Origin of the sequence: Enterobacter cloacae complex sp. IR5402 (assembly GCF_049238125.1) — a bacterium.
In the GTDB taxonomy this organism is placed as follows: domain Bacteria; phylum Pseudomonadota; class Gammaproteobacteria; order Enterobacterales; family Enterobacteriaceae; genus Enterobacter; species Enterobacter hormaechei_C.
The window spans coordinates 16,973-39,443 of sequence record NZ_JBMKHO010000014.1; the positions used below are offsets into that span (position 1 = coordinate 16,973).

21 protein-coding genes are annotated in these 22,471 nt (G+C 52.0%); 13 read left to right on the forward strand and 8 right to left on the reverse strand.

Annotation, left to right across the window (positions count from 1 at the left end; all coding sequences use genetic code 11):
* Window positions 1-81 precede the first annotated feature (81 nt).
* The 11 genes from ACOTXL_RS18995 to ACOTXL_RS19045 all read left to right on the forward strand — a co-directional run bounded on the left by ACOTXL_RS18995 (window position 82) and on the right by ACOTXL_RS19045 (window position 14,119).
* Window positions 82-3,135, forward strand: a complete 3,054-nt coding sequence (locus ACOTXL_RS18995; RefSeq protein ID WP_022649998.1) for a hypothetical protein — start codon at window positions 82-84, stop codon at window positions 3,133-3,135.
* Window positions 3,135-3,704, forward strand: a complete 570-nt coding sequence (locus ACOTXL_RS19000; protein WP_022649999.1) for a hypothetical protein — start codon at window positions 3,135-3,137, stop codon at window positions 3,702-3,704. The genes ACOTXL_RS18995 and ACOTXL_RS19000 overlap by 1 nt, the downstream gene beginning before the upstream one ends.
* Before the next feature lie 12 nt (window positions 3,705-3,716).
* Window positions 3,717-4,919, forward strand: coding sequence for a conjugal transfer protein TraW (gene traW / locus ACOTXL_RS19005; RefSeq protein ID WP_022650000.1), 1,203 nt, complete (start codon window positions 3,717-3,719; stop codon window positions 4,917-4,919).
* A complete protein-coding gene (gene traX, locus ACOTXL_RS19010; protein WP_022650001.1) occupies window positions 4,916-5,458 on the forward strand; it encodes a conjugal transfer protein TraX in 543 nt (180 codons plus the stop codon). The genes traW and traX overlap by 4 nt, the downstream gene beginning before the upstream one ends.
* 57 nt (window positions 5,459-5,515) lie before the next feature.
* Window positions 5,516-7,675 (forward strand): DotA/TraY family protein, encoded by a 2,160-nt coding sequence (locus ACOTXL_RS19015; RefSeq protein ID WP_022650002.1) that lies wholly within the window; start codon window positions 5,516-5,518, stop codon window positions 7,673-7,675.
* A 61-nt stretch (window positions 7,676-7,736) separates the two neighbouring features.
* Window positions 7,737-8,369 carry a plasmid IncI1-type surface exclusion protein ExcA gene (gene excA, locus ACOTXL_RS19020; RefSeq protein ID WP_022650003.1) on the forward strand — a complete coding sequence of 211 codons (633 nt, stop codon included), beginning with the start codon at window positions 7,737-7,739 and terminating at the stop codon, window positions 8,367-8,369.
* Window positions 8,370-8,689: 320 nt separating this feature from the next.
* Entirely contained in the window at window positions 8,690-9,898 is a 1,209-nt protein-coding gene (locus ACOTXL_RS19025) for a hypothetical protein (protein WP_022650004.1), read from the forward strand.
* Window positions 9,899-9,950: 52 nt separating this feature from the next.
* A complete protein-coding gene (locus ACOTXL_RS19030) occupies window positions 9,951-11,135 on the forward strand; it encodes a hypothetical protein (RefSeq protein ID WP_022650005.1) in 1,185 nt (394 codons plus the stop codon).
* 3 nt (window positions 11,136-11,138) lie between these two features.
* Window positions 11,139-13,439, forward strand: a complete 2,301-nt coding sequence (trbC, locus tag ACOTXL_RS19035; protein ID WP_022650006.1) for an F-type conjugative transfer protein TrbC — start codon at window positions 11,139-11,141, stop codon at window positions 13,437-13,439.
* A gap of 73 nt (window positions 13,440-13,512) precedes the next feature.
* Window positions 13,513-13,782 (forward strand): hypothetical protein, encoded by a 270-nt coding sequence (locus ACOTXL_RS19040; RefSeq protein ID WP_022650007.1) that lies wholly within the window; start codon window positions 13,513-13,515, stop codon window positions 13,780-13,782.
* Between the two features lie 133 nt (window positions 13,783-13,915).
* Window positions 13,916-14,119: a hypothetical protein gene (locus tag ACOTXL_RS19045; RefSeq protein WP_123839396.1), complete on the forward strand. Its 204-nt coding sequence runs from the start codon at window positions 13,916-13,918 to the stop codon at window positions 14,117-14,119.
* A 66-nt stretch (window positions 14,120-14,185) separates the two neighbouring features.
* Here ACOTXL_RS19045 and ACOTXL_RS19050 read toward each other — a convergent pair whose 3' ends face one another.
* Together ACOTXL_RS19050 and mobA are read right to left on the reverse strand one after the other, a co-directional pair.
* The gene (locus ACOTXL_RS19050) at window positions 14,186-16,885 is read right to left on the reverse strand and encodes a relaxase/mobilization nuclease domain-containing protein (protein ID WP_022650008.1); all 2,700 of its coding nucleotides are present in this window, start codon (window positions 16,883-16,885) and stop codon (window positions 14,186-14,188) included.
* 21 nt (window positions 16,886-16,906) lie between these two features.
* On the reverse strand, window positions 16,907-17,242 hold the full coding sequence (gene mobA / locus ACOTXL_RS19055) for a plasmid mobilization protein MobA (RefSeq protein WP_022650009.1): 336 nt from the start codon (window positions 17,240-17,242) through the stop codon (window positions 16,907-16,909).
* A gap of 230 nt (window positions 17,243-17,472) precedes the next feature.
* On the opposite strand from mobA, the gene ACOTXL_RS19060 reads away from it, so the two are divergent.
* A complete protein-coding gene (locus ACOTXL_RS19060; protein WP_022650010.1) occupies window positions 17,473-17,781 on the forward strand; it encodes a hypothetical protein in 309 nt (102 codons plus the stop codon).
* Between the two features lie 91 nt (window positions 17,782-17,872).
* On the opposite strand, the gene ACOTXL_RS19065 is transcribed toward ACOTXL_RS19060, so the two are convergent.
* Together ACOTXL_RS19065 and ACOTXL_RS19070 are read right to left on the reverse strand one after the other, a co-directional pair.
* Window positions 17,873-18,439, reverse strand: a complete 567-nt coding sequence (locus ACOTXL_RS19065) for a DUF5983 family protein (protein WP_022650011.1) — start codon at window positions 18,437-18,439, stop codon at window positions 17,873-17,875.
* An 82-nt stretch (window positions 18,440-18,521) separates the two neighbouring features.
* Entirely contained in the window at window positions 18,522-18,764 is a 243-nt protein-coding gene (locus tag ACOTXL_RS19070) for a hypothetical protein (RefSeq protein WP_022650012.1), read from the reverse strand.
* A 784-nt stretch (window positions 18,765-19,548) separates the two neighbouring features.
* On the opposite strand from ACOTXL_RS19070, the gene ACOTXL_RS19075 reads away from it, so the two are divergent.
* Window positions 19,549-19,776, forward strand: coding sequence for an XRE family transcriptional regulator (locus tag ACOTXL_RS19075; RefSeq protein WP_369798832.1), 228 nt, complete (start codon window positions 19,549-19,551; stop codon window positions 19,774-19,776).
* 18 nt (window positions 19,777-19,794) lie between these two features.
* Here the strand turns inward: ACOTXL_RS19075 and ACOTXL_RS19080 are convergent, their stop codons facing one another.
* From ACOTXL_RS19080 to ACOTXL_RS19095, 4 genes are all read right to left on the reverse strand, one after another.
* Window positions 19,795-20,625 (reverse strand): N-6 DNA methylase, encoded by an 831-nt coding sequence (locus ACOTXL_RS19080; protein WP_022650014.1) that lies wholly within the window; start codon window positions 20,623-20,625, stop codon window positions 19,795-19,797.
* 40 nt (window positions 20,626-20,665) lie between these two features.
* Window positions 20,666-20,929 carry a hypothetical protein gene (locus tag ACOTXL_RS19085; protein WP_022650015.1) on the reverse strand — a complete coding sequence of 88 codons (264 nt, stop codon included), beginning with the start codon at window positions 20,927-20,929 and terminating at the stop codon, window positions 20,666-20,668.
* Window positions 20,930-21,016: 87 nt separating this feature from the next.
* Window positions 21,017-21,376, reverse strand: coding sequence for a hypothetical protein (locus ACOTXL_RS19090; protein WP_022650016.1), 360 nt, complete (start codon window positions 21,374-21,376; stop codon window positions 21,017-21,019).
* Between the two features lie 45 nt (window positions 21,377-21,421).
* Window positions 21,422-21,694, reverse strand: a complete 273-nt coding sequence (locus ACOTXL_RS19095) for a hypothetical protein (protein ID WP_022650017.1) — start codon at window positions 21,692-21,694, stop codon at window positions 21,422-21,424.
* Window positions 21,695-22,471 lie beyond the last annotated feature (777 nt).

The following is a 22,471-nucleotide window of genomic DNA, read 5'->3' on the forward strand; positions in this document are numbered from 1 at the left end:
ACGCAAGCCTTATCCCGCAGATGCGCCCACAGAAGCGCCTCGCCCATCAATACACGCCATTCCGGTGGAGTCTTCGCAGCTATGAATATCAACCGCCTTGTCTTCACTATTGAAGACGTTATGAATACCTGTTCCCGTTTCGCCGTCTCTGCTGACTTTGTCGACTACTGCGACATTCGTACGGTGATCGGACTGGACAAACAAGATCTGGAGCTCAGACCCTGGCTGGAAGCCCCTTATATAGGTGTCACCCATCATGGCTATTTCCTTTCTGTATTCGAAATATCCGGGGCATTGCGTGAAATGTCGGAAACAGCCTCAGACGATCATCCGGATGCGTTTGAAGGAATGATCGCGCACCTCGCGTCCACGCTCAGCACCACCTGGAAAAATATCGGCCATAAACTGGCCTTCATTTTCGAACGTGACCCGGAAAAAGGGCGTGACGAAGTCAGCGCCATGATCGCCCCGCAAATGCGTTCAATTCAGCACATCGGCGTCCAGCTGGATGACCTGCTTAATGAGAAGATCAATGTCATTTCTCCGTGGCTTGTTCGTGAGCGCTGCTGGCTTGCCGTCTGGAGCTCTCCGACACTGGTGAGTCATCAGGAACGAACCGATTTTAACGCCACCGTTCGGGCCATTCAGGATAAAGCACCTGTCGCGCGCTTTGGTCAGGAGCCCTGGCGCTGGCAAATGTCTGGTCTGAAGATCCGGCACGACAGCTTTATCACCACTCTTGAAAAAGCACTCGTACGCGGTGGAGACGGCTTGCTTGTCCGCCTGCTTGATGTGCCTGAGTTCTGTAATGAAATCAGACGTGAAACAGCACGCAACAGCACATCGGCCGCATGGCGCCCGGCATTACCGGGGAAGGCTGCGCCAGCGGGTGCGCTTCAGGAGGGCGACGCTACAGCACTGCTAGCTCCCTTCCTGAATCTTCAGGTATTTGGTTGTACGCCAGAAACAGAAGGTAATCTGGTGCATGCAGGGGGGCTGTGGCACGGCATGGTGGCCATAACACTTCCGCCTCAGCATCCCCGCCCCTTCAATGAGCTTGTGAAATTGGTTCCACGTTCCGTTCCCTGGCGCATACGAATCGACATCATGCCTGGCGGGATGAAAGCGCTGGGCTGGAAAAAGACTATTTCATCATTTGGACAATTTATTCCCTCTATTCGCCCACTTTACGACGCTTTCACACAGCTGGCTGCAACGGATGAACGCGATCCGGTCTGCGTGATGACCATTGTGGCGTCCACCTGGGGGCATACCCGGGAAATATGCTCCCGTAATCAGATGCTGCTTGAATCAGCGTTGCAGGGTTGGGGAGTCTGTAACACGACCACCACATTCGGTGATCCTCGCAGGGGATGGGTCAACAGTATGCTGGCCGCGTCAGCGGGCTCCGGCCCTGTTCCGCTTTACCCGCCACTCTCCCATGCGCTATCGATGTTGCCCTTCAACCGACCAGGTACCGTCTGGCGAGGGGAAGGCAACCTGATGCTGCACACGGAAGACGGATGCGCCTGGGAAGTCGGGCTGGGGTCTTCTCGACAGAACAAGCATACCGAACTTGCCCCTGGCGATTCGGGTCTGGGTAAATCGGTACTGATTAATACCCTGACGGAAATACAGGTATCTTCCGCCCAGGTTTCGCTTCCTTATGTGGCTCACATTGATAAAGGATTCAGCGCGATGGGGTTAATCCAGCTGATACGTGACAGTCTGCCAGAAGAGAGAAAGGACGAAGCAGTCGGCATCATACTCAGCAACGACCCGTCTAAGTCACGCAATGTCTTCGACATCCTGTACGGCGCTCGTAAGCCAGTGACACCAGAGAAGCAATTTATCGCGTCCATGTTGACGGCCTTCTGTATCGAACCGGATAAAGGGACCCCGCCTAACCCTACAGATACCCGGCAAATAGTGAATCGCCTGATTGATCTGGCGTATGACATGCGTAGTGGTATTGAGCCAAACATGTTCCGTTCAAACGTAGAGCCAGAAGTGGATGCGGCACTGGAGTCATCCGGTTTGTGGGGTGAGCACGATCCGGAGTGGTGGACCGCGACACCATGGTACGAAGTACGTGACCTCCTGCATGAACGTGGACAGTTATCTGCAGCTCAGCGGGCACACTACCAGGCGGTACCAGAACTTGCTGATATGCCCGCGCTACTACGCAGTGAGGTTATTCAGGAGACTTTTGGCCGAATACAGCGTAACGGCTCACAGGAGCCCCTGGTGGAGTACATTGAGCGCTGCATGATTCAGGCCCGACAGGACTACCCGATGATGGCCAGTCGGACTCGTTTTGCGCTGAACCCGAACACACGCATTATTGCCGTAGACTTAAACAACGTAGCCGGCGATAAGACCCCGGCAGGCAGACTGAAAACCGGCATCATGTTCCTCTTTGCTGGCCACATCACTGCGGGTGATTTTTTGCTGCCGCAGTATCAGGATGAGGTAATGCAAATACTGCCGGAAGCCTACCTCCCGGGCATTATGCGACGCATCAACCAGCTCGATAGTGAAATGAAAACCAAAATCTATGACGAACTGCACAACGTCAAAGGCATTGATTTCATCTTCGAAGCACTGGATACGCAGGATCGTGAACAACGTAAGTTTGGTATCCGCACGGTGCTGAGTACCCAGTTCCTTACCGACTATCCGAAAAGCCTGCTCGACTCTGCCAACACCCTCTGGCTGCTGCGCTTCCGCCAGGAAGATATTCCACTTTTACGGGACAGTTTTAAGATCCCCGAACACAATCTTCATGCATTCCTGCGTATGCCAGCTGGTCCGGCTGCAGACGGTAGTGGCGTACCGATGCTATGTATGATGCGCACAACCCAGGGGACGCTGGCACGGATTGTCCGGTTTACGCTCGGACCGCTGGAGCTGTGGTCGCTTAACTCAGACAAAAAAGACGGCGCGCTACGCAGAAATCTCTCGGATACGATCGGTACTGCCCGTGCCCGTCAGTTACTGGCGGAGAAGTTCCCTCGCGGATCCGCAAAAAAACTCATTGAGTACAGGGAGCGTAACAGTGGCGCCCGTGGTGATAAGGGCGTCATCGAATTGATGGCAGACGAAATGATAAATGAGCTGGGGTATGACCTTTGATGTGTTCCATCCACCTGACGCCACGCTGTCGCCGCCCGGTAAAGGGCCAGGTCAGTCTTTCCCGCCTGGTGATCGATGCCGACGGCGTGGAGTTCGTCCTGCCGTCCCGGCACTTCCGTACAGACAGTGCAGTGAACTCCCGGGCGGTATACGCGACCGATCGCCGGGCAACGCAAGAGGCCTGTGGCGTGCTTCTTTCACTCAAAGCGCGACCACGCCAGCTGGTCACAACAGCCATCTGGCAGGTCAATGAGCCAGGCGAACCGGTGCGGGAATCGCGTCATGTGGTCCAGTGGTTGCTACCTGAAAATACAGGGGCGGTGTTAACTGATGATACCTGGTTATGGCCGGAGGGGGCAGATACCCCACAACTCAGCTCGGGAGACTGGCCGGTACTGGATATCACCCCTCCAGCTCATGCAAGAATCACGCGTCGTGGGCTGACAATCATAGACACCCGCAGCCGGGAAGGACGTATCAGCAGACGCTTTCAGACCTTCCCTCTGGTCGCCCTCGCCCCCGGCACACAGTCAACCCGCCTTCCCGGCGTGTTTACCCCGCTCAAATAAACGGAGAATCTCATGCTACAACGTCATCTCCCCGCGCTGGCGCTGGCCATCGCGTCCAGCCTTCCCACTGTTGCCAGTGCTTTAACGGTCAACGTGAACTCCAGCGTTCCGATCACGACTCAGGTTCTGCCTGAGATGGCCACCATCCAGGCAACTCTGGTCGAAATACTACAGATGCAACAGGCAACCGGCACAGCCATCACACAGAACGCCGACAAGCTCGGCGCCCTGATTAATCAGGATGGGCAGGCTACTCGTCAGCAAATGATTTTCAATAATGAAACCCAACGTCTGGAGGAGGCACGGCAGAGTTTTTCGGTACCGGATTCGATCTGTAGTGATTCCGCATCCGGTGTGGCAGCACAAAGTAAAAGTGCATCAGGCAGCGCCGCGTCAAAACTCTCATCAGGCAAAGGTGTTTCCAGTTCAGCGGTGCGGAAGAGGATTTCTACAGCATCGGAAGAACAGGCCCGCGACGCTTATGACGGTGCGAACGTACATGCCGCGTACTGTACGGCAGCAGAATATGAACGCTTTGGCGGAACCGGTATCTGCCCTGCCGTCAGTAATTTGCCCGGAGGTGACAGTCAGGTACGCTCCATCTATGGCGGCGCGGGACCTGAAGGGCAGGCACCGGCACTTTCCTGGTCACAGGAACAGATTGATGCCGCTATGGCCTACATGAAAAACACGGCTCGACCTTCAGCAGGCCGCACGCCAGGCAAAGGTGAAGTCAACACTGTTACCGGTCGTACGTATGTAGGGTTGCTCAACGAGTACAACGGTATCATCGATGCCGCGTCTGAACCTCAGCTCTCGCTGATTGCCGACAGTAAGACCAGTGAAACCACCCGTGATGCCCTGAAAGAAGCACTGCAGTCACCTTCCGCAGCGCAGTATTTTGACAATGTGGCTTCGCCGGAGGCGAAGGCGAAGGGCTACATGAGCCAGCGAGAATTTGAATCGTTTGAGGCCGGACGTCGATATGCCAACACAGCCTATCTCTCCGACCTGCAGCAAATGGACGGAGATAACCTTATGCGCGAACTCATCCGAACTACGGCACAGATGAACTGGCAACTTAACGACATTAAAGAGTTGCTGCGCAAAGGGAACGTGATCGACGGCCAGCTACTCGCCGCCTTTGCCCGCCAGTCCTACGCCCCACGTCTGAAACAACTCGAATCAGCCATGAACCAGGGAGCTGCCAAATGACACTGGAAAAAACAGTCGCACGGAAAAAAGGACTACCTGGACGTATTACCCGGGGACTGCTGAGCATATTTCTGCCATTGCAGGAAACGAAGTGGTATTTGCGGGCTGCCCGGCACATGACATCACGAAATATTGAGCGAATGCGTGATGCTTTTCCGGAGCTCATTACTGACGACAAACCGCCGGCTTCTCCTGACTGGGAAAAAGCCGTTGCGGAATCAGGTTGTACCCCCGCACAGTTGGATGAGGGGTATGTGAGCCAGCGCAGGCGCTGGCGAGTGCTGTTCTGGCTTATGGCCATACCGGTTCCGCTTGCAGCACTGACACCATTCATTATTGGTGGGAGTATCTCCGCGCACCAGATCAGCACCTGTGTGGTGCTGTTTTCCGGTGCTGGCGTGGCATGGTCAAAAGCGCTAATCGTAACCTACCGACTGTGGCAGTTACGCAACCGTCGCGTAAGTCTTGCTGAAAGAGGCACCTTTCAGCATTTCATGGCGGAAACCCATGCCGTACGAGATGCCATTCTCGGGAAATAGCTGCCCTTCTCTGCCTCCTGCCGACATCCCGGCATTCATGCATTATCCGGAGTTACCGTGAAAAATCTCATTCGTGCGCTTTGTGCAGGGCTGCTTATCTCTGTTACCCCGGCACGCGCAGGTGTCACTTACGATGACATAGTCTCTGCTGCAACCAATGCACAGGACCTCTCCCGACAGGCACTGGTCACTATCTTCGGCGATGTGGTGCTGGACCCTCTCGCCGCCGGCAATACCACGATGATCGGGAATCTGTTTGCTCTGTTTAACGGAATTATCGCCGTCCTTGCCGTCGTCTGGTTTGTATTTATTGGTCTGAAGCACATTAATAAAACGGGGCATCAGGGCAAGGTATTCAGCGGGGATCGCGATATCACCAGCACACTGAGCACAGTGTCAGGATTTTTGATGATTATCCCGACCGCCAATGGCTGGAGCATGTCCCAGCTCATAATTCTCTGGGGCGCGTCGATTATGGGCGTAGGTTCTGCCAACCTGATGGTGTCCAAAGCAGCCAGTGATATTGCCAGCGGCTACTCCCTGACTGTCCAGCCCACACAGGCTTCGACCCGAACTTCTGCACGCGGTATTTTTGAGATGCAGCTTTGTAAATATGCCATCAATACTGCGCTGGACGATTACAACAGCACGGCAAATTCGACCACAGCCAGAATGGCAGGGGTATCCGGTTCTTCTGGAGGGAATTATACCTACCGGGTCACCAACGGCAGCGGTGTGTGCGGCACGGCGACGATACCGGAACAACAGAAATCGGACTCCTCGTCTGGTTCCGGAAGCTTCTTTAACCCCTTCAGTAACCGCGATACAAGTGAAGTGGTGGATGCGCAAAACAAAGCTATGGAAGCAATGATCCAGGATATGGACAGCGCGGCCAGCGAGTTTATGGCAGGGTTTATGAATAAACGAACAACCGGCAACGGCACACTCCCGGATATTGAAACCCGCATTCAGAGAGCAGCCAGTACGTACGAACAAACTGTTCAGCACGCACTACCGGCGCAGAGTGAACAAAATGGCATACAGGATGCTGTCAGGAATTACCTCGACACTTATGGTTGGGCGGCTCTCGGTGCCTGGTACCAGACTTTTGCAACGGCCAATCAACGCCTGACAGAAGTTGCCAGTCGCGCGCCGGCAACCAGTGGGATGTCATCCCTTGGGGAAATTGGCAGCGGAGACCTGTTCAGTGCGGTAATGAGCGCCTACCGTACCCAGTTACAAAACTCTAATTATGCACCTCCAGCAGGTACAGCAACATCACAAAACGAGTTAAGTGCTTCTGAAGGTAATGACCCAAATAGCATATTAATGAACTCGTTCGCTCCATTTTTCGTCAGTTTAACCAGCAACATCGCAACAAATTATAGTGGGACAGGAACCTCAACAGGGCAGGTAAACCCATTAGTTAAAATGAAAAATGTTGGAGATTACACGCTGGTTGCAGCGGAGGGAACTTTAACAGCATACACGGTCATACGGGCTGCTGTTGCGGGTGGAGAGTCATCCCTTCTCGGGAAGGTTGTCAATATGACAGGAGCAATTAGCGCTGTAGATAAAGGGCTTGATGCCATTTCGCCAGCAGTATATTTCTTGTTACTACTTATGTTTAGCGCTGGATTTACACTTTCAATCTATTTGCCATTTATTCCGTTTATCTTCTGGATGACTGGTATTGGTAACTGGATTGTCAGTGTTCTAGTAGGTTGCGCTGCGGGACCTCTATGGGGGGCAACTCACCTAGGTACGTCTCAGGATCGAGGCAGTCGTGCGGCTTATGGTTACATTTACTTTATAGATACCATGATTCGTCCCGCACTTATGGTTTTTGGATTTTTCTTTGCATCTGTTGCGATTGTTGCTACTGGCACTATCCTTCATGCACTTTTTGGTGTCGCACTGGTCAATGTTCAAGCCAACTCGTTAACAGGTTTATTCAGCATGGCTGGTTTTTTAATGATCTATGCTCGAATTTGCACGACACTGGTATCTAGCATATTTGCCTTACAGGCATATTTACCTGACTACGTCATTTCGTTCCTTGGCGGTAGAGATGCAGCAAATACTCTTGGAAGCATGGCTGGTTCTGTCAAAGATATGTTCGTAGCCGGTGGGAGGAATATACGGCATACCCCTGGCGTTAATACGAAGGGTATGAATGGTCCAGGGGAAACAAATAATGATGGAATAAAAAGTTGAGATGTGGACATCTATCCAGTAGTGCTATAACATTGAGTGAAATACCTAAGGAGGGTTTACTGTGAAAGATAGATTCCCTAAGTGGTGGGTTTTATACTCTGTTGCAAAGTCTTTATTTTTAAAGTTCGGTATAATCTCTTTCTTGCTGATTTTTTTTCTATGCTCCATTTCAATCATCATGGATGAGTACGTACGCCCGGAGGCATATCTATACGCCATAACAAGTTGCTTACTGTTATTCGGTCCATTTGCCATCAATTATGTTATAGCCAAGAAACGCAAAAAAAAGATCCTTGCTGTTGTTGAGAAAATCAAGGAGACGGGTCATTTCAAACCGGAAAGCGGTTCTGAGGGCTGGCTCTTCTGGAAAAGTACCTACCTGGGTTTCGACTTTCAGCAAGGAACCTTTTTGTACGTCCGAATCTACCCGGGCAATGTCATGGATGTCATTGGCTTCGATGCTTACAGCCTGACACGTACAGAGGTTGAAGATTCAAAGTTGCGTCTCTTCACAAGGTTCACATCATTGCCGATGATTCCTATCGATACCGGTGCTGCATCCAGTATTGCTAACCATCTGCATGCAATGAACAACAAAGGATACACCTATAACTTCAACTTTAACGATGTCGTGAATAAAAAACGTGCCGAGATCGAATCTCTGACAGGGCTACCTGTTCCCGTTCTTGCCTGAAACACATCCAATACCCTCCAATAAATAGCCGGTTTAATTGCCGGCTATTTTCATTGATTTCATTAACGCAGATCATCGCTCTGAAAATTCACTTTAAAACAGATGATGATAATAAAAACCACAACCCATCTTATTAATGACCCTCACTAAAACAAAGGAGATCCGTATCAGATCCTCAACAATCTAATATTTGACCAATCAATATAATTTCACCTGCCGTTATCACCAGTAAATACGCTTGCTAACTTTTCGTAAGCTCGGGCTCTGCTGCCCTCTTTTATTCAGTTAGTCTTCATCGTTTTTATTTAGGGAGCTTTTCCATGACATCCGCTCGCGCGGGAACGACTGATCCGCTTGAATTTCTTGGAGCCCTCGCCATCCTGGGCATTATGCTTCTGCTTGTTGCATGGCTGTTCTTGCCTGAGTTTGTGTACTGGTCATGTTTCATTTTGCATACCCTGTGGGGCATGGCTGATTTTGGCCCCTTCCACACCTGGGCCGCACCGCGTTATAACCTGCTGGCCGTCACCGCCAACAATGCCGAAAACATCACTTACGATCAGTGGATCAACGTGATGAAGCAAACGACGGTGATCCTGATGATATTCCTCATTCCCCTGTCTACCGCTTCGCTGTGGAGCTGGTTATGCCATCCTGCACGAAACTGGCAAACGCGACGGGTACTCAATATCAGCACGCTGCCCTTCGCTATGGAAACCATTTCTCCTGCAATTGCCCCCATTCTTAATGAGGGGAATTCCAGTCGCCTGTTGCTTGATAAACGTCGTCAAGAAAGACGTCCGGCACAAAGCCCTGAGGGTTTCGCTGAAGAGCATGAACTCATCAGTAATATGCAGCTCGATGTTGCCCGCTGCAGGGCTGTTTTTATGGCCCAACTGGGGCGTCCACTTAATGGATGGAAAAGTCTCGCCCCTCATGAAAAGGCATTATTCGCAATATTCGGCCTTCAGTTTTTCCTGGACGACCGACCGGCCGCACGTCAATTAATGGATGCCCTGAACCGCTCCTGTCGGATAAAAAGCCGCCGTGATAAGGGGAAATTCTCAGTTCCGGTCTATGCGCTGGCGAGAACCGCTTTTAAGCGCGTCATCCAGAGCGAAGGCGCGAAACAGTGGTTGCGTGAGCACCGTTACGTCAGAAGTGGTCTGGTCTGGCTGTACGCACATGATTTACGGCTGACACCACCTAACTGGCTATGGCTAAAGGGGGTAGACCGCCCACTCTTCTATGCCCTGCACCGGGCAAACACCACCAAAGGATTTATTGAAGGTGCAGGTATCGTCGCCGTCGCCCGCACCGAGAGTGAGGCTATCCGACTTGGCCTCCCCTGCCCGCAAGCCTGCGTCGATGAAGCCATTGAGGGATTGCGCATCGATATGCTGTCCCTGGGGCTAATCTGGAACGAACCTCAGCCAGACCGCGACCGCAAGCGTCGCATCCGGACCAACTGGTCACTCACGGAAGACGTCATCACTCGCCCGGGTGACGATGACGATCTCATCTTCTGAAATTTCGCTCATTTCTGACGCTAATTATCTTACTGTCTACTGGAGTCTCATTATGTCGCTGGAAAGCACCTACACCACCTTTCGTTGTAACGACACCATTGTGGTTTTACATCAACACGGACATGGTGTTCCTCAGGCTCTGTTCACCTTTCGTGAGCCTCAGCGTATGGCCATCCACGATAAAAAGCTCATCGCTTTTTATCCATATTCAGCAGAAGCCGTGACACTTCTTGATGACCCGATGCACGATGCAGCGGAAGTCTTCAACACCATAGCGCGACACCTCAAAACCCAGAGTAAGGCAATAATGAAACGCCGTATGAAGTCCCTTGCCCTGTTTGTGAGCGGCGCGCTGATAGCATCTTCGTTATGGCTCCTGGGTACGGACAACCATTTCTCACTCAATGTGGGAAACCAGACACTGACTATCCCGGCAGAACCAGGCGCAATCGCACCGGCCCGGCCGCGGCAGACTGCCGCTGTTCAGGAGCCAGCCAACCCGGCGGCAGGCAATACAGTCATTCAGGCTGCCCAGGCTGAATCCGACAACATGCAGAATATTATGAAGGAAAGTCATAAATCCTTACCGGCTTCGCCTTCTGAAGCCCTGAAAACAGCACCGGCAGCGGTAACGTCAACCACATCAGTAAAAAAAGAAGCGACGGAACAGTCAGCGCGACAGAAGATGGTGGAAATACTGAAGCGCAGTACCGATCGAGGTCTGTTCACCATCCAGCTCTCAACCGGGCATGAGCGTACGCTGTATGCATTCCTCGATCCAACCTGTGCGGTCTGCAGAAGTATGGAGCCGGCAATCGAACAGCTGGCGCAGCGTTACAACGTTGTTGTATTCCCTGTATCAGTCGTGAATGACGGCGGCGATGCTGTAGAGAAGATCATTCCGGTTTTATGCGAGAAGGACCAGACAGCTCGTGCTGTTGCATGGAGTGTTCTTTTCCGACCGGACGCAGGTATGCTGGTTCCGGGACAGACAACACCTCCACAGGTGAGCTCAGACTGTTCCGCGTCGGCTCAGGCCGTAGTAGCCGTAAACGATACTGGCTTCCGCACCTTTGGTTTTTCAGGTACGCCGACAGTGCTGACTGACACGGGCATTCGCCTGGCAACGGGCATGCTGACCGCGCCGGATAAAATTGATCACTTCCTGAAAATTACAGATCCAATGTCACCAGAACAGGTCGACCGCTTTGTGAGTTCCCTCAGTATCCAGGAGTAAACCATGAATTATACGCCCGTTAACCAGGCGCTCATGAAGCGCAATGCCTGGAACTCCCCTGTTCTTGAGCTTTTGCGCGACCACCTGCTGTATGCCGGAATTATGGCAGGAAGTGTGGTGGCGGGGTTTATCTGGCCACTCGCCATACCGCTTTTGCTTTTGCTGGCCATCGTGGCCAGCATCAGCTTTGGAACACACCGCTGGCGTATGCCCATGCGAATGCCTGTCCACCTGAATAAAGTAGACCCCTCTGAAGACCGGAAGGTACGACGCAGCCTGTTCAGAAGGTTTCCCTCACTGTTTCAGTATGAAACAACGCAGGAAAGTAAAGGTAAGGGAATATTCTATCTCGGCTACAGGCGAATGAATGATATCGGTCGCGAACTCTGGCTCACCATTGATGACCTGACCCGTCATGTGATGTTCTTTGCCTCGACCGGTGGAGGGAAAACCGAAACCATCTATGCGTGGATGCTCAATTCATTTTGCTGGGGTCGGGGCTTCACCTTTGTTGACGGTAAGGCGCAGAACGACACGGCGCGCACCTGCTACTACCTGGCCCGCCGCTTTGGGCGTGAGGATGATGTGGAATACATCAACTTCATGAATAGCGGCATGTCCCGCAGTGAGATGATCCACAACGGTGATAAAAGTCGGCCACAGTCTCACCAGTGGAACCCCTTCTGCTATAGCACTGAGGCCTTTGTTGCTGAGACGATGCAATCAATGCTGCCGACCAACGTACAGGGGGGAGAATGGCAGTCCAGAGCAATTGCAATGAACAAGGCGCTGGTTTTTGGCACAAAGTTCTATTGCGTCCGTGAAAACAAAACCATGTCGTTGCAGCTGCTGCGCGAGTTTATGCCACTGGAGAAACTGGCAGAGCTTTACTGCCGTGCCATAGACGATCAATGGCCAGAGGAAGCTGTCTCTCCGCTCTATAATTATCTGGTAGACGTACCGGGTTTCGATATGGCCACCGTTCGCCAGCCTTCAGCCTGGACAGAAGAGCCGCGCAAGCAGCACAGCTACCTGACTGGGCAGTTTCTGGAAACCTTCAACACATTTACGGAAACGTTCGGTAATATCTTCGCTGAGGATGCCGGTGACATTGATATTCGCGACAGCATTCACAGCGACCGGATACTCCTGGTCCTTATCCCGGCAATGAACACCTCTCAGCACACAACCTCTGCACTGGGGAGAATGTTTGTTACCCAGCAGAGCATGATACTGGCCCGGGACCTGGGACATCGTCTGGAAGGGCTAGATTCCGAAGCTCTCGAAATCACCAAATACAAAGGCCCCTTCCCCTACATGAACTATCTCGACGAGGTGGGAGCCTATTATACCGAGCGTATTGCCGTTCAGGCCACACAGGTACGTTCCCTGGACTTTTCTATCGTCATGATGAGCCAGGACCAGGAGCGCATTGAAAGCCAGACCTCAGCCACAAACGTTGCCACCCTGATGCAAAACGCCGGCACTAAGGTTGCGGGTAAAATCGTAAGTGATGATAAAACGGCAAAGACAATCACTAATGCCGCAGGACAGGAAGCCCGGGCGAACATGGTCAGCCTGCAACGGCGTGACGGTATCATTGGTACCTCCTGGATCGATGGCGACCACATCAATATTCAGATGGAGAACAAAATCAATGTGCAGGATCTGATTAAATTGCAGCCAGGTGAGAACTACACGGTGTTTCAGGGCGATCCGGTTCCGGGAGCATCCTTCTACATCGAGCCGCAGGACAAAACGTGCAATGCACCCGTCATTATCAACCGATACATCACGATTAACCCACCGAACCTTAAGCAACTACGTAAACTTGTTCCACGAACAGCGCAGCGACGTCTTCCTGCTCCGGAGAACGTCAGCAAAATCATTGGTGTTCTGACAGAAAAGCCCTCGCGTCGGCGTAAAGCGGCAAAAGCTGAACCCTGGAAGATAATCGATACCTTTCAGCAGCGTCTGGCCAATCGCCAGGAAGCGCATAATCTGATGACTGAATATGATACGGACCACCGTGGACGGGAAGAAAACCTCTGGGAAGAAGCGCTGGAGGTAATCAGAACAACCACTATGGCAGAACGTACAATACGGTACATCACGCTTAATAAGCCTGAATCGGAACCGACGCAAGTAAGCGCTGAAGAAATTCAGCTCGCACCAGATGCGATACTGAGAACGCTGACACTCCCGCAGCCGGCTTATATTCCTCCTTCCAGATATCGAAACGAGCCATTTATCTCCCCGAAACTGCCTGATTCACCACATCCGGATATGGAGTGGCCAGAGTGATAGTTCAAAAAAATTGTCTTGTTTCAGGAACAGCTGCCGATAAACAAAATGATATAGAAATGAAGGAAATGAAATGAAGAAACTACTATTTGCCGCCCTCTTTGGTTTTTCATGCGTTGCCGCTGCAGCGCCCCAGCCCGTTATCGACACCGATGCCGTGGCGCAGCTGACTGAAATCCGTAACATCCTCCTCACGAACCAGCAGAAGGTGTACGCCTGCTCCGATGGCGAGAAGCTTTATACTGTTGGGTTGCAGATAAAACACGATGGTTCTGAATACAAATGTGTTTTAAAGAAAGACCATGCTGAATGGGAATTAGTCCCACGCATCGCATTCAACTAAATAAGGCCGCGAAAGCGGCCTTTTTTTTGACCTGATTATGCTACCCTCCGGATTGGGCACAGATTCACACTATCCCGTTCTGCTGGCAGTACGAGAAATTGATAAGTATGATTGATAAAACAGGGGGCAGAGAATGAACATTCCTAAACAGACACTGGTTTTATCTATTGCAGGTTGCTCACTTCAGTTATTCTTTATTTTCGCTTCTTTCATAGGTGCTGATGATAGTTTTGCTGTCTTCTGGACATCATGCGGCTTTGCCTATGTATTGCTTGCGTTCCATGTAGTCACGGGCGTTGTCGCTTGTTATGACATAAAACATCCTCTAAAAGTTTAAAAGGCCGCATTTGCGGCCTTTTTTATTTCTTATCTGCGGGCTAAATTCCATCTGGTCCCCGAATGCTTATAACGGTGAAGGTGGTTTCCAGTTTGGTCCTGACTCATTGCGCACAGCTTCTGTATTACTCCCCTGATTCGTCATTTCAGCAAAGCGCATCTCGCTTTCAACACGCACCTGGTCGACCTCCGGTCGCGAGATCTGGTATTCACCTTCATCACGGTGGTTCACATTGTGCCATGCCACCATTTTGGCAAAAGCTGTATTGAACTGTTCATTATTCCCTTCCGGAGCCATCGCGACGCTCGGAGAACGGCTGAAGAGAACCGGCGCGACTTTGACCATATCCCGCTTAAGCGCATCGTAATCGCCACTGTTCCGGAAAATAACCCTGTCGCCATAGTCGGTACAAATATGGCGGCCTGTCTCCGGATCGCGGAACTGGACGCGACCGTTCTTCTTCAGTGAAGCCCGCAGGCCAGGAACACCGGAATACATCGGCGTTCCGCCTGGCTCACAGATAACGACACATCGGTTGTCTGTTGTAGATTTCACCGCATTACCACGACGATCCCTGTAATCCCATCCTCTCAGCTGCGATATCGCAGCCTTGTCACCTTTCACCGCTTCAGCTTCAACCCACTGCCGGTAAGACGGCGGATACCATTTCCCCTGCCCGATAAGCTCAGCTCGTTCAGCCTTCATGGTTTCTTTCAGCGCAATCAGTGCCTGCATGCGCTGAAGCTCTGCAATATGATAATGCAGCTTCCTCACCAGAGGGTCACGATGTTCGATACGGATGCGCGCTTTACGTATCCTGCATTCGTCATGAATCGCCTGGTAACGTTCACGGCCATGCAAATCAGGGCGCTGCCAGTTAGCCCGCCAGGCTGCATAACGGGCTTTCAGATCTTCTCGCGCAGCTGCGCGCGCTTCGCGACGCTGGCGACGCAATTCAGGATCACGCTTCATACCCGGAATATCGCGGTCGCTCACGGCCAGTTCCGGATTGTAACGGCTGGCCGGCTTAACACGTTCAAAGATGTCTGCCGGCACCGAAACAAACGAACCAGCATGGGGTTCCGCACGCGCAAGCGTCAGATCAGGATGAACGTGGCTGGCCTTTACAGGGGTCTGTTCGTGATTGTAAGCGTCCATCACAACCAGGCCCTGCTGCTCGCGCATCAGCAACAGCCCCTGACGCGCCAGTAGCTCATGACAGCGTTCCCAGGTAAATTCACCACTACCGATAAGCGACTCAATGTCCTGACGGCAGTGTGAAACCGCATAGCCCCAGAGGCTTTCCTTATCAGAGAAAATCTCACGTTTCAGCGCCCCCTGCGGGCCCGAACCTGTTCGCAGTTTTCGCCATTCCCGGTCGGATACTGGGGTGGCTTCCAGACTGCCGCCGGTGAACTGTTCCGCAGGGGGAACCTGCTGGAAAATGTCTTTCGGTACCGGCTGCCAGCCTCCTTTATACGAGTCCAGAATAGCCTTCGTTAGCGCAGGCCACACACGTTCCGCCCTGACAGGTGTACGCGTTGAGTCATACCCGTCACAGATAACCAGACGGTCATGCTGTTCTTTCAGATACAGTCCAGACTGTGCCAGAAGCGTATGCACTGACTGTATGGTTCGCTGCGTTGGATCCTGATCAAGTGCAATCAGCGGCGCCCGTAAACGTGCGATCGCATAGTCCGATAAGGATTCTTTCTCTGTCATCCGTTCAGGGCGAGACGGCATAATAATCTTGTCTGGTTCATAGCGGCCGACAGCCGGAACTTGCGAGAAAATGTCCTGTACAGGAGGAACAAACTCACCCAGTTTACGAATAAGTTTATCGGTATCAAAGGCGTGTCCAAACGCAGAAAGCGTAACGCCAGGACGTTCACTGTCCCAGCCATCCTTCACTTTTAGCTCGCCGCTCTCCTTTGTCAGGAACAGGCCTTCTTTCGCAAAACGCTGATGGAGAGAAGACCAGTCGGTCACCGGTGACTCCCGTAAACCAGCTATTGCCGTGTCAGCGATATATTCTCTCAGGCTCTGATTACGGCCACGTTTCCAGGCACTTTGACGATCGCGTTCAACAGAGGTACGACGAACAATACGATTATCAGGGGCAATCACATAGCAGCCATTGTCAGGTGAAAACCCATGTTTGAGCTCCAGTTCACGACAGGCCTTACTCAGTTTTTCCTGGCTGTAAGCAAGACGGTTAAGATAACCAGTCTCCGGATGTACGCGATTTACAGCGATGTGAACGTGGAGGTTATCCGTGTCAGTGTGAACGGCAGCAACGAACTGATGGCCCGCTAAACCGAGACGGGAAAGTGTATGGCTGACCGAATCGTAAATCTGTTCAGGGCGCGGACTTTCGTGCGACTGCCAGCTCAGAATATAGTGGAATACAGGGTCGCTTTTGTTATGGGCAAACTTCGTTTTACGTGCGGAGAACTCCATTTCTTCAGCTGCACTTTCAATTGATGTGCAATTGTGGAAACAGGTCACACCGTAAAAATTCACCCATTCCCCGCCGTCAGGCATCACGTCAACCAGCGAGATAAACGACTCATCACGCAGTTTAGTAGCGTAGTCAACCAGACGGGAAAAGCGGCTGCTGTGCGGCATTTCTGGCTTTGTTCCGGAAGCTCTAACGGCTTCCATTAAATCATCATCGCGCGGCTCATCACGAACAGAAACGTACGAAACCAGGTCCCCAAAGGAGGACTTGCCGTCTTGTCGTTTCGGTGGAATAACCGGGATCATGATGTTGTTCTTCTCTCCGTGCTAACCGTTGTTCATGAGTTTATTTCTGAGCGTGGTCGACAGTTCTGTTATTGCGACAAGGACCGTGGAGTATTCCTTATCACCCACTCGTTTCCCTTCAACAAAGAGATGCTTTTGCAGTCTCCCCAGCCTTAAAAGCTCGGTCATAAAGCTGTCGTCGATGAGTGAAATCATCTTTCTGTTCATCGCTGCGTTACGGATATAAGCCGATACGCTTTGCCCCACTGCTTCCGCTTTCTGTTCAATCTCTTCGATTTCATCCGGCGTGAATCTCAGGGTCTTGATTACGGTTTTCTGCCGTTTATCACTTCCCCTTCGGGATGCTTTGTCGCTCATGTGTGCTCCTTACTCGGGTGTCGGGGCGGAGCCCTGACCAGGTGGCATTTGTGATATCGTGCGTGCGCGGTATTACAAATGCACATCCTGTCCCGTCTTTCGAGTCATTATACGCTTCGCTGGCTGTTTCGCCTAGTGGCGATTTGACGGCATAGGCAGTGCGGAGCACTGCCACTTTTGAGTGGTCAATGTTATGATTTGGATGACAATATTCTGAAAGGGGTAAGAAGATGAGTAAGAAGGCGTTTTATTCAGATGAAGATATCGAGCTAGCAAAGGTTACTCTGGCTGGTTTACCGGATCTGACACCTCAGCGCAAATCACAAAAGGAATTTCTGGATGCAATCCGTGATGACCTGTTAGCACTGGTAAAAACCAAAGGTTACACGGTCTCAGACATTAAAGAGACACTAAAAACCACGGGGTATGAAATCAGTGAGAGAGCACTTCGTGAAATCGTTCGTGATGCTGATAAAAACAAACCAGCCCGTAAAAATCGCAGGTCGACGGCAGAAAATTCGTCATCACCAACGAAATAATTCCTGCATCCTGAAGATGTGATGTACTGAAATTTTTCTTACCAGGATGAAATATTTTTTCAGCCTGGTAAGAAGGGAGATGATATAGAAATTACCATTCAAAGGTCGGAACGTCTGCCAGCATTTCTCCCCATGAAGTAAAATGAACCATGCTGATGTCAGCCTTTATCATGGCAGTGTAAATCACTATTCTCGCCGCTTTTGAAATACCATGATGTTTCAGAATGAGAAGCGGATAACTGACGGCATCAACACGAATGATGTAACCCAGATCGGATTCATGGATCCATTCGCTTTCATACTCGGCGTGACATAGTTCGCTCAGAATCTCGCTATCCCTCCGCGTAATATGGCTCAGACTACATTCCAGAACAGAACGCAAAACTTTGTGATTAAGTTCAGTACGCTGTCCCCATCCGAGCGATGCAGTAACATCCTCCCATGTCCATTTAGGGTTATCAGGAACCTGAGCAGTAAGCTGTTTAAATGGCAAGCTAAGTGCCGTCGACAGGTTCAACCCTGATGCAATAATACGCGGATAAAGTTCACTGGCTGTACATGAGGAAATCAGTTCTCCATTCACAAAGAGAGCTTCATCACCGTTATCAAGACGGATACAGGTGACGCCATGAGGCGCACGGGATATGTAGTGTGGCATGTTCCATTCCTTCCAAAAATGTGCCGGATAATACTCCGGCACTGTGTTATTAAATTACCGCCCCGTTGCAGGGCGGTGGTTATCAGGCGTACGCGCGGGAAAGCTCAAGCGTACTCAGGACGTGATCCCATTCAGCCCCGTTAAGTGCTGGAATATGGATCGGTTTATGAATACGCCCGCAACGGACAAGTGATGTCCCCAGTTGTTTCAGATGTGGCGCGATAGCGTCTGGTTTCAACGTTTCGCGGATTTTCCGTGGATGACGGGTTTTAACCCGCTCCTTTACAAAGTATTCGCGACATGCGACGATGAACTGGTCTTTCATAGTGCCTCCTCAGAGTCATTGTGATAACGAGCTGTTACAGCAGCCCGTGTAAACAGGCAGGGCACCCGCCCTGCTTTTTTATTGCCAGTCTTCCGGCAATATCCTGCGCGTCTTACGACGCAAATCTTGCAGGCCATCCGGCCTTTTCTGCCGTCGTCCTTTTCCGTTTTCTTGCAATGAGGGAAATGCCTTCATTACGCTAATGCCCTGACAGGGTGACGATGGAAAGCAGGGGTGAAGGACAGATTATTTGGAGCCTGCGAGAAAAAATCTGGACGGAAAGCGTCAGCGTCCCTTGCTGAACAGAGGCGCTCTGTCAGAGTGCATAAGTAATGAAAGGCTTTCACGGCAGAAACGGACAGGAAGGCAGAAGGCGCCGGTTAATCCGGCGTTCCCTTGCGGCCGCCGTGGCGGTCAGTGGGAGCGGCGCTGCCGGAACGGCAGCTGCAAGCGGGATGGGTTCAGGTATCGCTTGCTATCCGTCAGGACGGAGACGCGTGCGGCTCCGCGTAGCGCGGTGGGCGTACGGCCACCACGCGAAGTGCAGGCGACGACCCGGCAGCGACGGGGAGCCGAAGGTACCCAGATGTCAGTCCTGACAACATGCTTTTCGTCGTCATTTAGCATCACATTAATCCACAAAAAAAAATCAATAAAAGTGCAGAATCTGCACTTTATTCATATATACTTTCCCACAAAAAAAACACTAAAATAAGTGCAGAATCTGCACTTATTTAGGTATCAGAAAATGACGGGTTACGAACTTCGTTTATGGCGAAAAGGTATGAACTGGAGCAGTGACAGGGCGGCCGAAGAGCTTGGAGTCAGCCTGCGAACATGGAAAGTTTACGAGAAGTCGGAAAAGGTATCGCGGGTAGTAGAGCTGGCAACCGTAACACTTTCTATCGCTGCTGCTGTTCCTTCCTTCGGACACCGGAAAAACACCAAAGAAAAGATAATTACCATGATCCAGACTCTAACCGGAGCAGCTGGACTCATCGGGAGGCGCTGAGCACCTCCCCTGCCCGTATCAGGCGGCTTTCGATAAATCGCACATAAAGTCCATCATGGCTTTAAGTCTGCGCTGAGTGTTCAGCTTCGCTTCAAAGTCGTTGAGATAGTAAACAGGCGTATACCGTACACGATTGAACTGCATCGTGAGCGTGTTCCCTGTCACCACCTCCGCCGCAATCCCCAAAAGAGACAACTGGATAAATGCCATATCGGCAGCAACCGGATCAATATCGATGCAACTGGCGAACAGGTGCGCGGACGGATTGATATCAGCCTCAAGTAGACATTCAGCATAGGCAATAATCATTCCTGCCGAACCGCAGGCCGGATCGCTTATCGTCGCGATACCCTCCCGCGTGACCGTCTCTTTGATGCCGGAAACCAGCATTCTGGCCATCATTGACTGGACAGAATAGGGGGTAAAATATTGCCCCATACCTCCCGACCCCAGCTCAAGCTCCATAAAAATTGAGCCGATGAAGTCATGGAATTTAGCCTCCAGCGCGCAAACCATCAGACGGAACAACTCATGAAAATTGCGGATATCGTCCGCATCGTATCGCGCGCAGATCTTCCGGCAGTTTTCCGCGCTCTCTGGCGTTCTCACCCGCGCAATATCCAGTTCGCTCGCGGCAAGTCTGACAAAATCGCTGAATACATCCCAGCGGTGAAGGTGGCGGGCAGTCTGGTTAAACAGACTGATAAACTGCTTACGCGCAGTGTCGATGCTGATAAGACGCGGGGGGACTTGCTCTGACTGGACAGCCGGAGCCGTCTGCACGACAGGGCGGGCGGCTCCGCGCCTTTTTGTCTCATTGAAGAAATCGGCAAAGCTAATCTGGGTCATGTTTTTTTCTCCTGTCGCCCCGTCAGGGGCGGCGTTGTTGTCAGTTACAGGCGCGGCTCAGTTCAAGCGTGCGCAGCACATGACCCCACTCGCTCCCGCGCATGGCGGGAATACGTACGGATCGCCCCTTTTTCCGGCAGTGCGCAATATGACGCCCCAGTGCCCGCATTTCCGGACTGAGGGCATTGCAGGCGATTTCACCGCGTTTGATACGCACCTGCTTTTTCACGGGCGCGTTTTGAGCCTCCTGCATCTGGACATAGAGGGCGGTTGGTGTAACAATCGAAACTTCACTGAATTGCATGGGTTTGTTCCTTTTAGTGAAAGCCGGATTTTTTCGTTGGAATCGCTCAAATCCGGCGTGGATGGAGCAGGTGTAAGCCTGCTTTTTTCATTTCTGGCTCTGGCTCTCAGGGCTGAATGCTGCTTTCACCTTCGCCACGATATCGGCGTGATTCAGGTTGCTGTAATCACGTACGCGGAAATAACGCTTTCCAATACGGACAAAAATGTCCGTCACGTTCATACAGATCATCTCTGCCAGCATGAAGGTTTCAGTGTCCTGCGCGGTGTCACAACGCCAGTTGATCATCGGTGGGTGCATTCCTGCCGCATCGTGGAATTTGTTCACATCGATTTCCACGGGGGCGATCAGTGCGGACTTTTCACGGCTCAGCCAGTAGGCCATTTCCGATTCGGCGCTGGCGCTGGAATCAAGAGAAGCGAAAGAATCAGTCGTGTGTAAATGCATGGTTTATCTCCTTTTATCAGTACATGCCGGATATCCGGCGTGGGGTTACAGCTGTACGTATTGCAGGTTGCGTTTCAGTTCAAAAAGAAAATCAGGTTGAAACGACCAGGCGCGCCAGTTAAGCGTTCCGTTGGTGCGGATCTCCACCTGCACATCGCCGTATCGGGACACATCGGACACGGTGACAGTGACGCCCTCTTTCAGCGCAGTGGCCTGAGCCACCCACTCCTTCGCGACAGAAACAGGGTTTTGTTCTTCCTCCATCTTCCTGGAAGATTCTTGAGCGGCGGTTTTGACGTTGACGTTTCGTGTGTGCATCCTGGTTTTCTCCTGTGGTGATGGTTGCCCATCTCCCTGGTGAGTTCTCTCGCGGCAAAGGGCAAAGGAGCGACGGCGGGGCGGCAGGAAAAGGGCGCAGACAAAAGTTTTTGCAGTCCCTTGCAAAAAGTTTTGGCGGCGTTCATTTAACCCTTTGGATGACGTCCTGACGGTGCTACGACCAGCCCTCCGCGTGAGGACACACGGGGGATGGACTCACGCGGGTGAACAGGAGTGCACACACCCGACACGTCGGAACGGCGTGTCGCCATTAGAGCGACGGCTTCGCCGGCGCGGTGAAGGCGTTCCGGACGGTACGGCCGGAGAAGCCGCAGTTGTTGACCTTTGCCATCAGACCCTAGCGATAGCCCGAAACCGCTTGCGGGTTCGGCGGAGACTGGCTGGTGCGTAAGCAGCTGCCTGGCGGAGTGGGGCTCGACGACTGGACCGCCACGCGGGCCAGGAGCCGAAGGTGGCCATTGCCCTGCCCGTCTTTCTGGCTCTGCCCATCACGGAACTGCAGCGAAGAGAACTAACCAGCAGGATATCGATCAAAACAGACAGGATGAGGCACTCGGAAAAGTCCTTTCTGAAGCACAGCTTCAGCAGACTAATCGCAACAGCGTGAATTAACAGCAGCCAGGAATTGATTGATTGAGCGAGGACAAACCAGAGGGAGCAGAGGGGCAGCGCCGGAGGCGCGCCCCGCTTCCCCCGAACCCCGCAGGGGTACGGTCCGTCCCGGAAGTTCAGGCGTGCGGTCGCGTCGGGATGGAA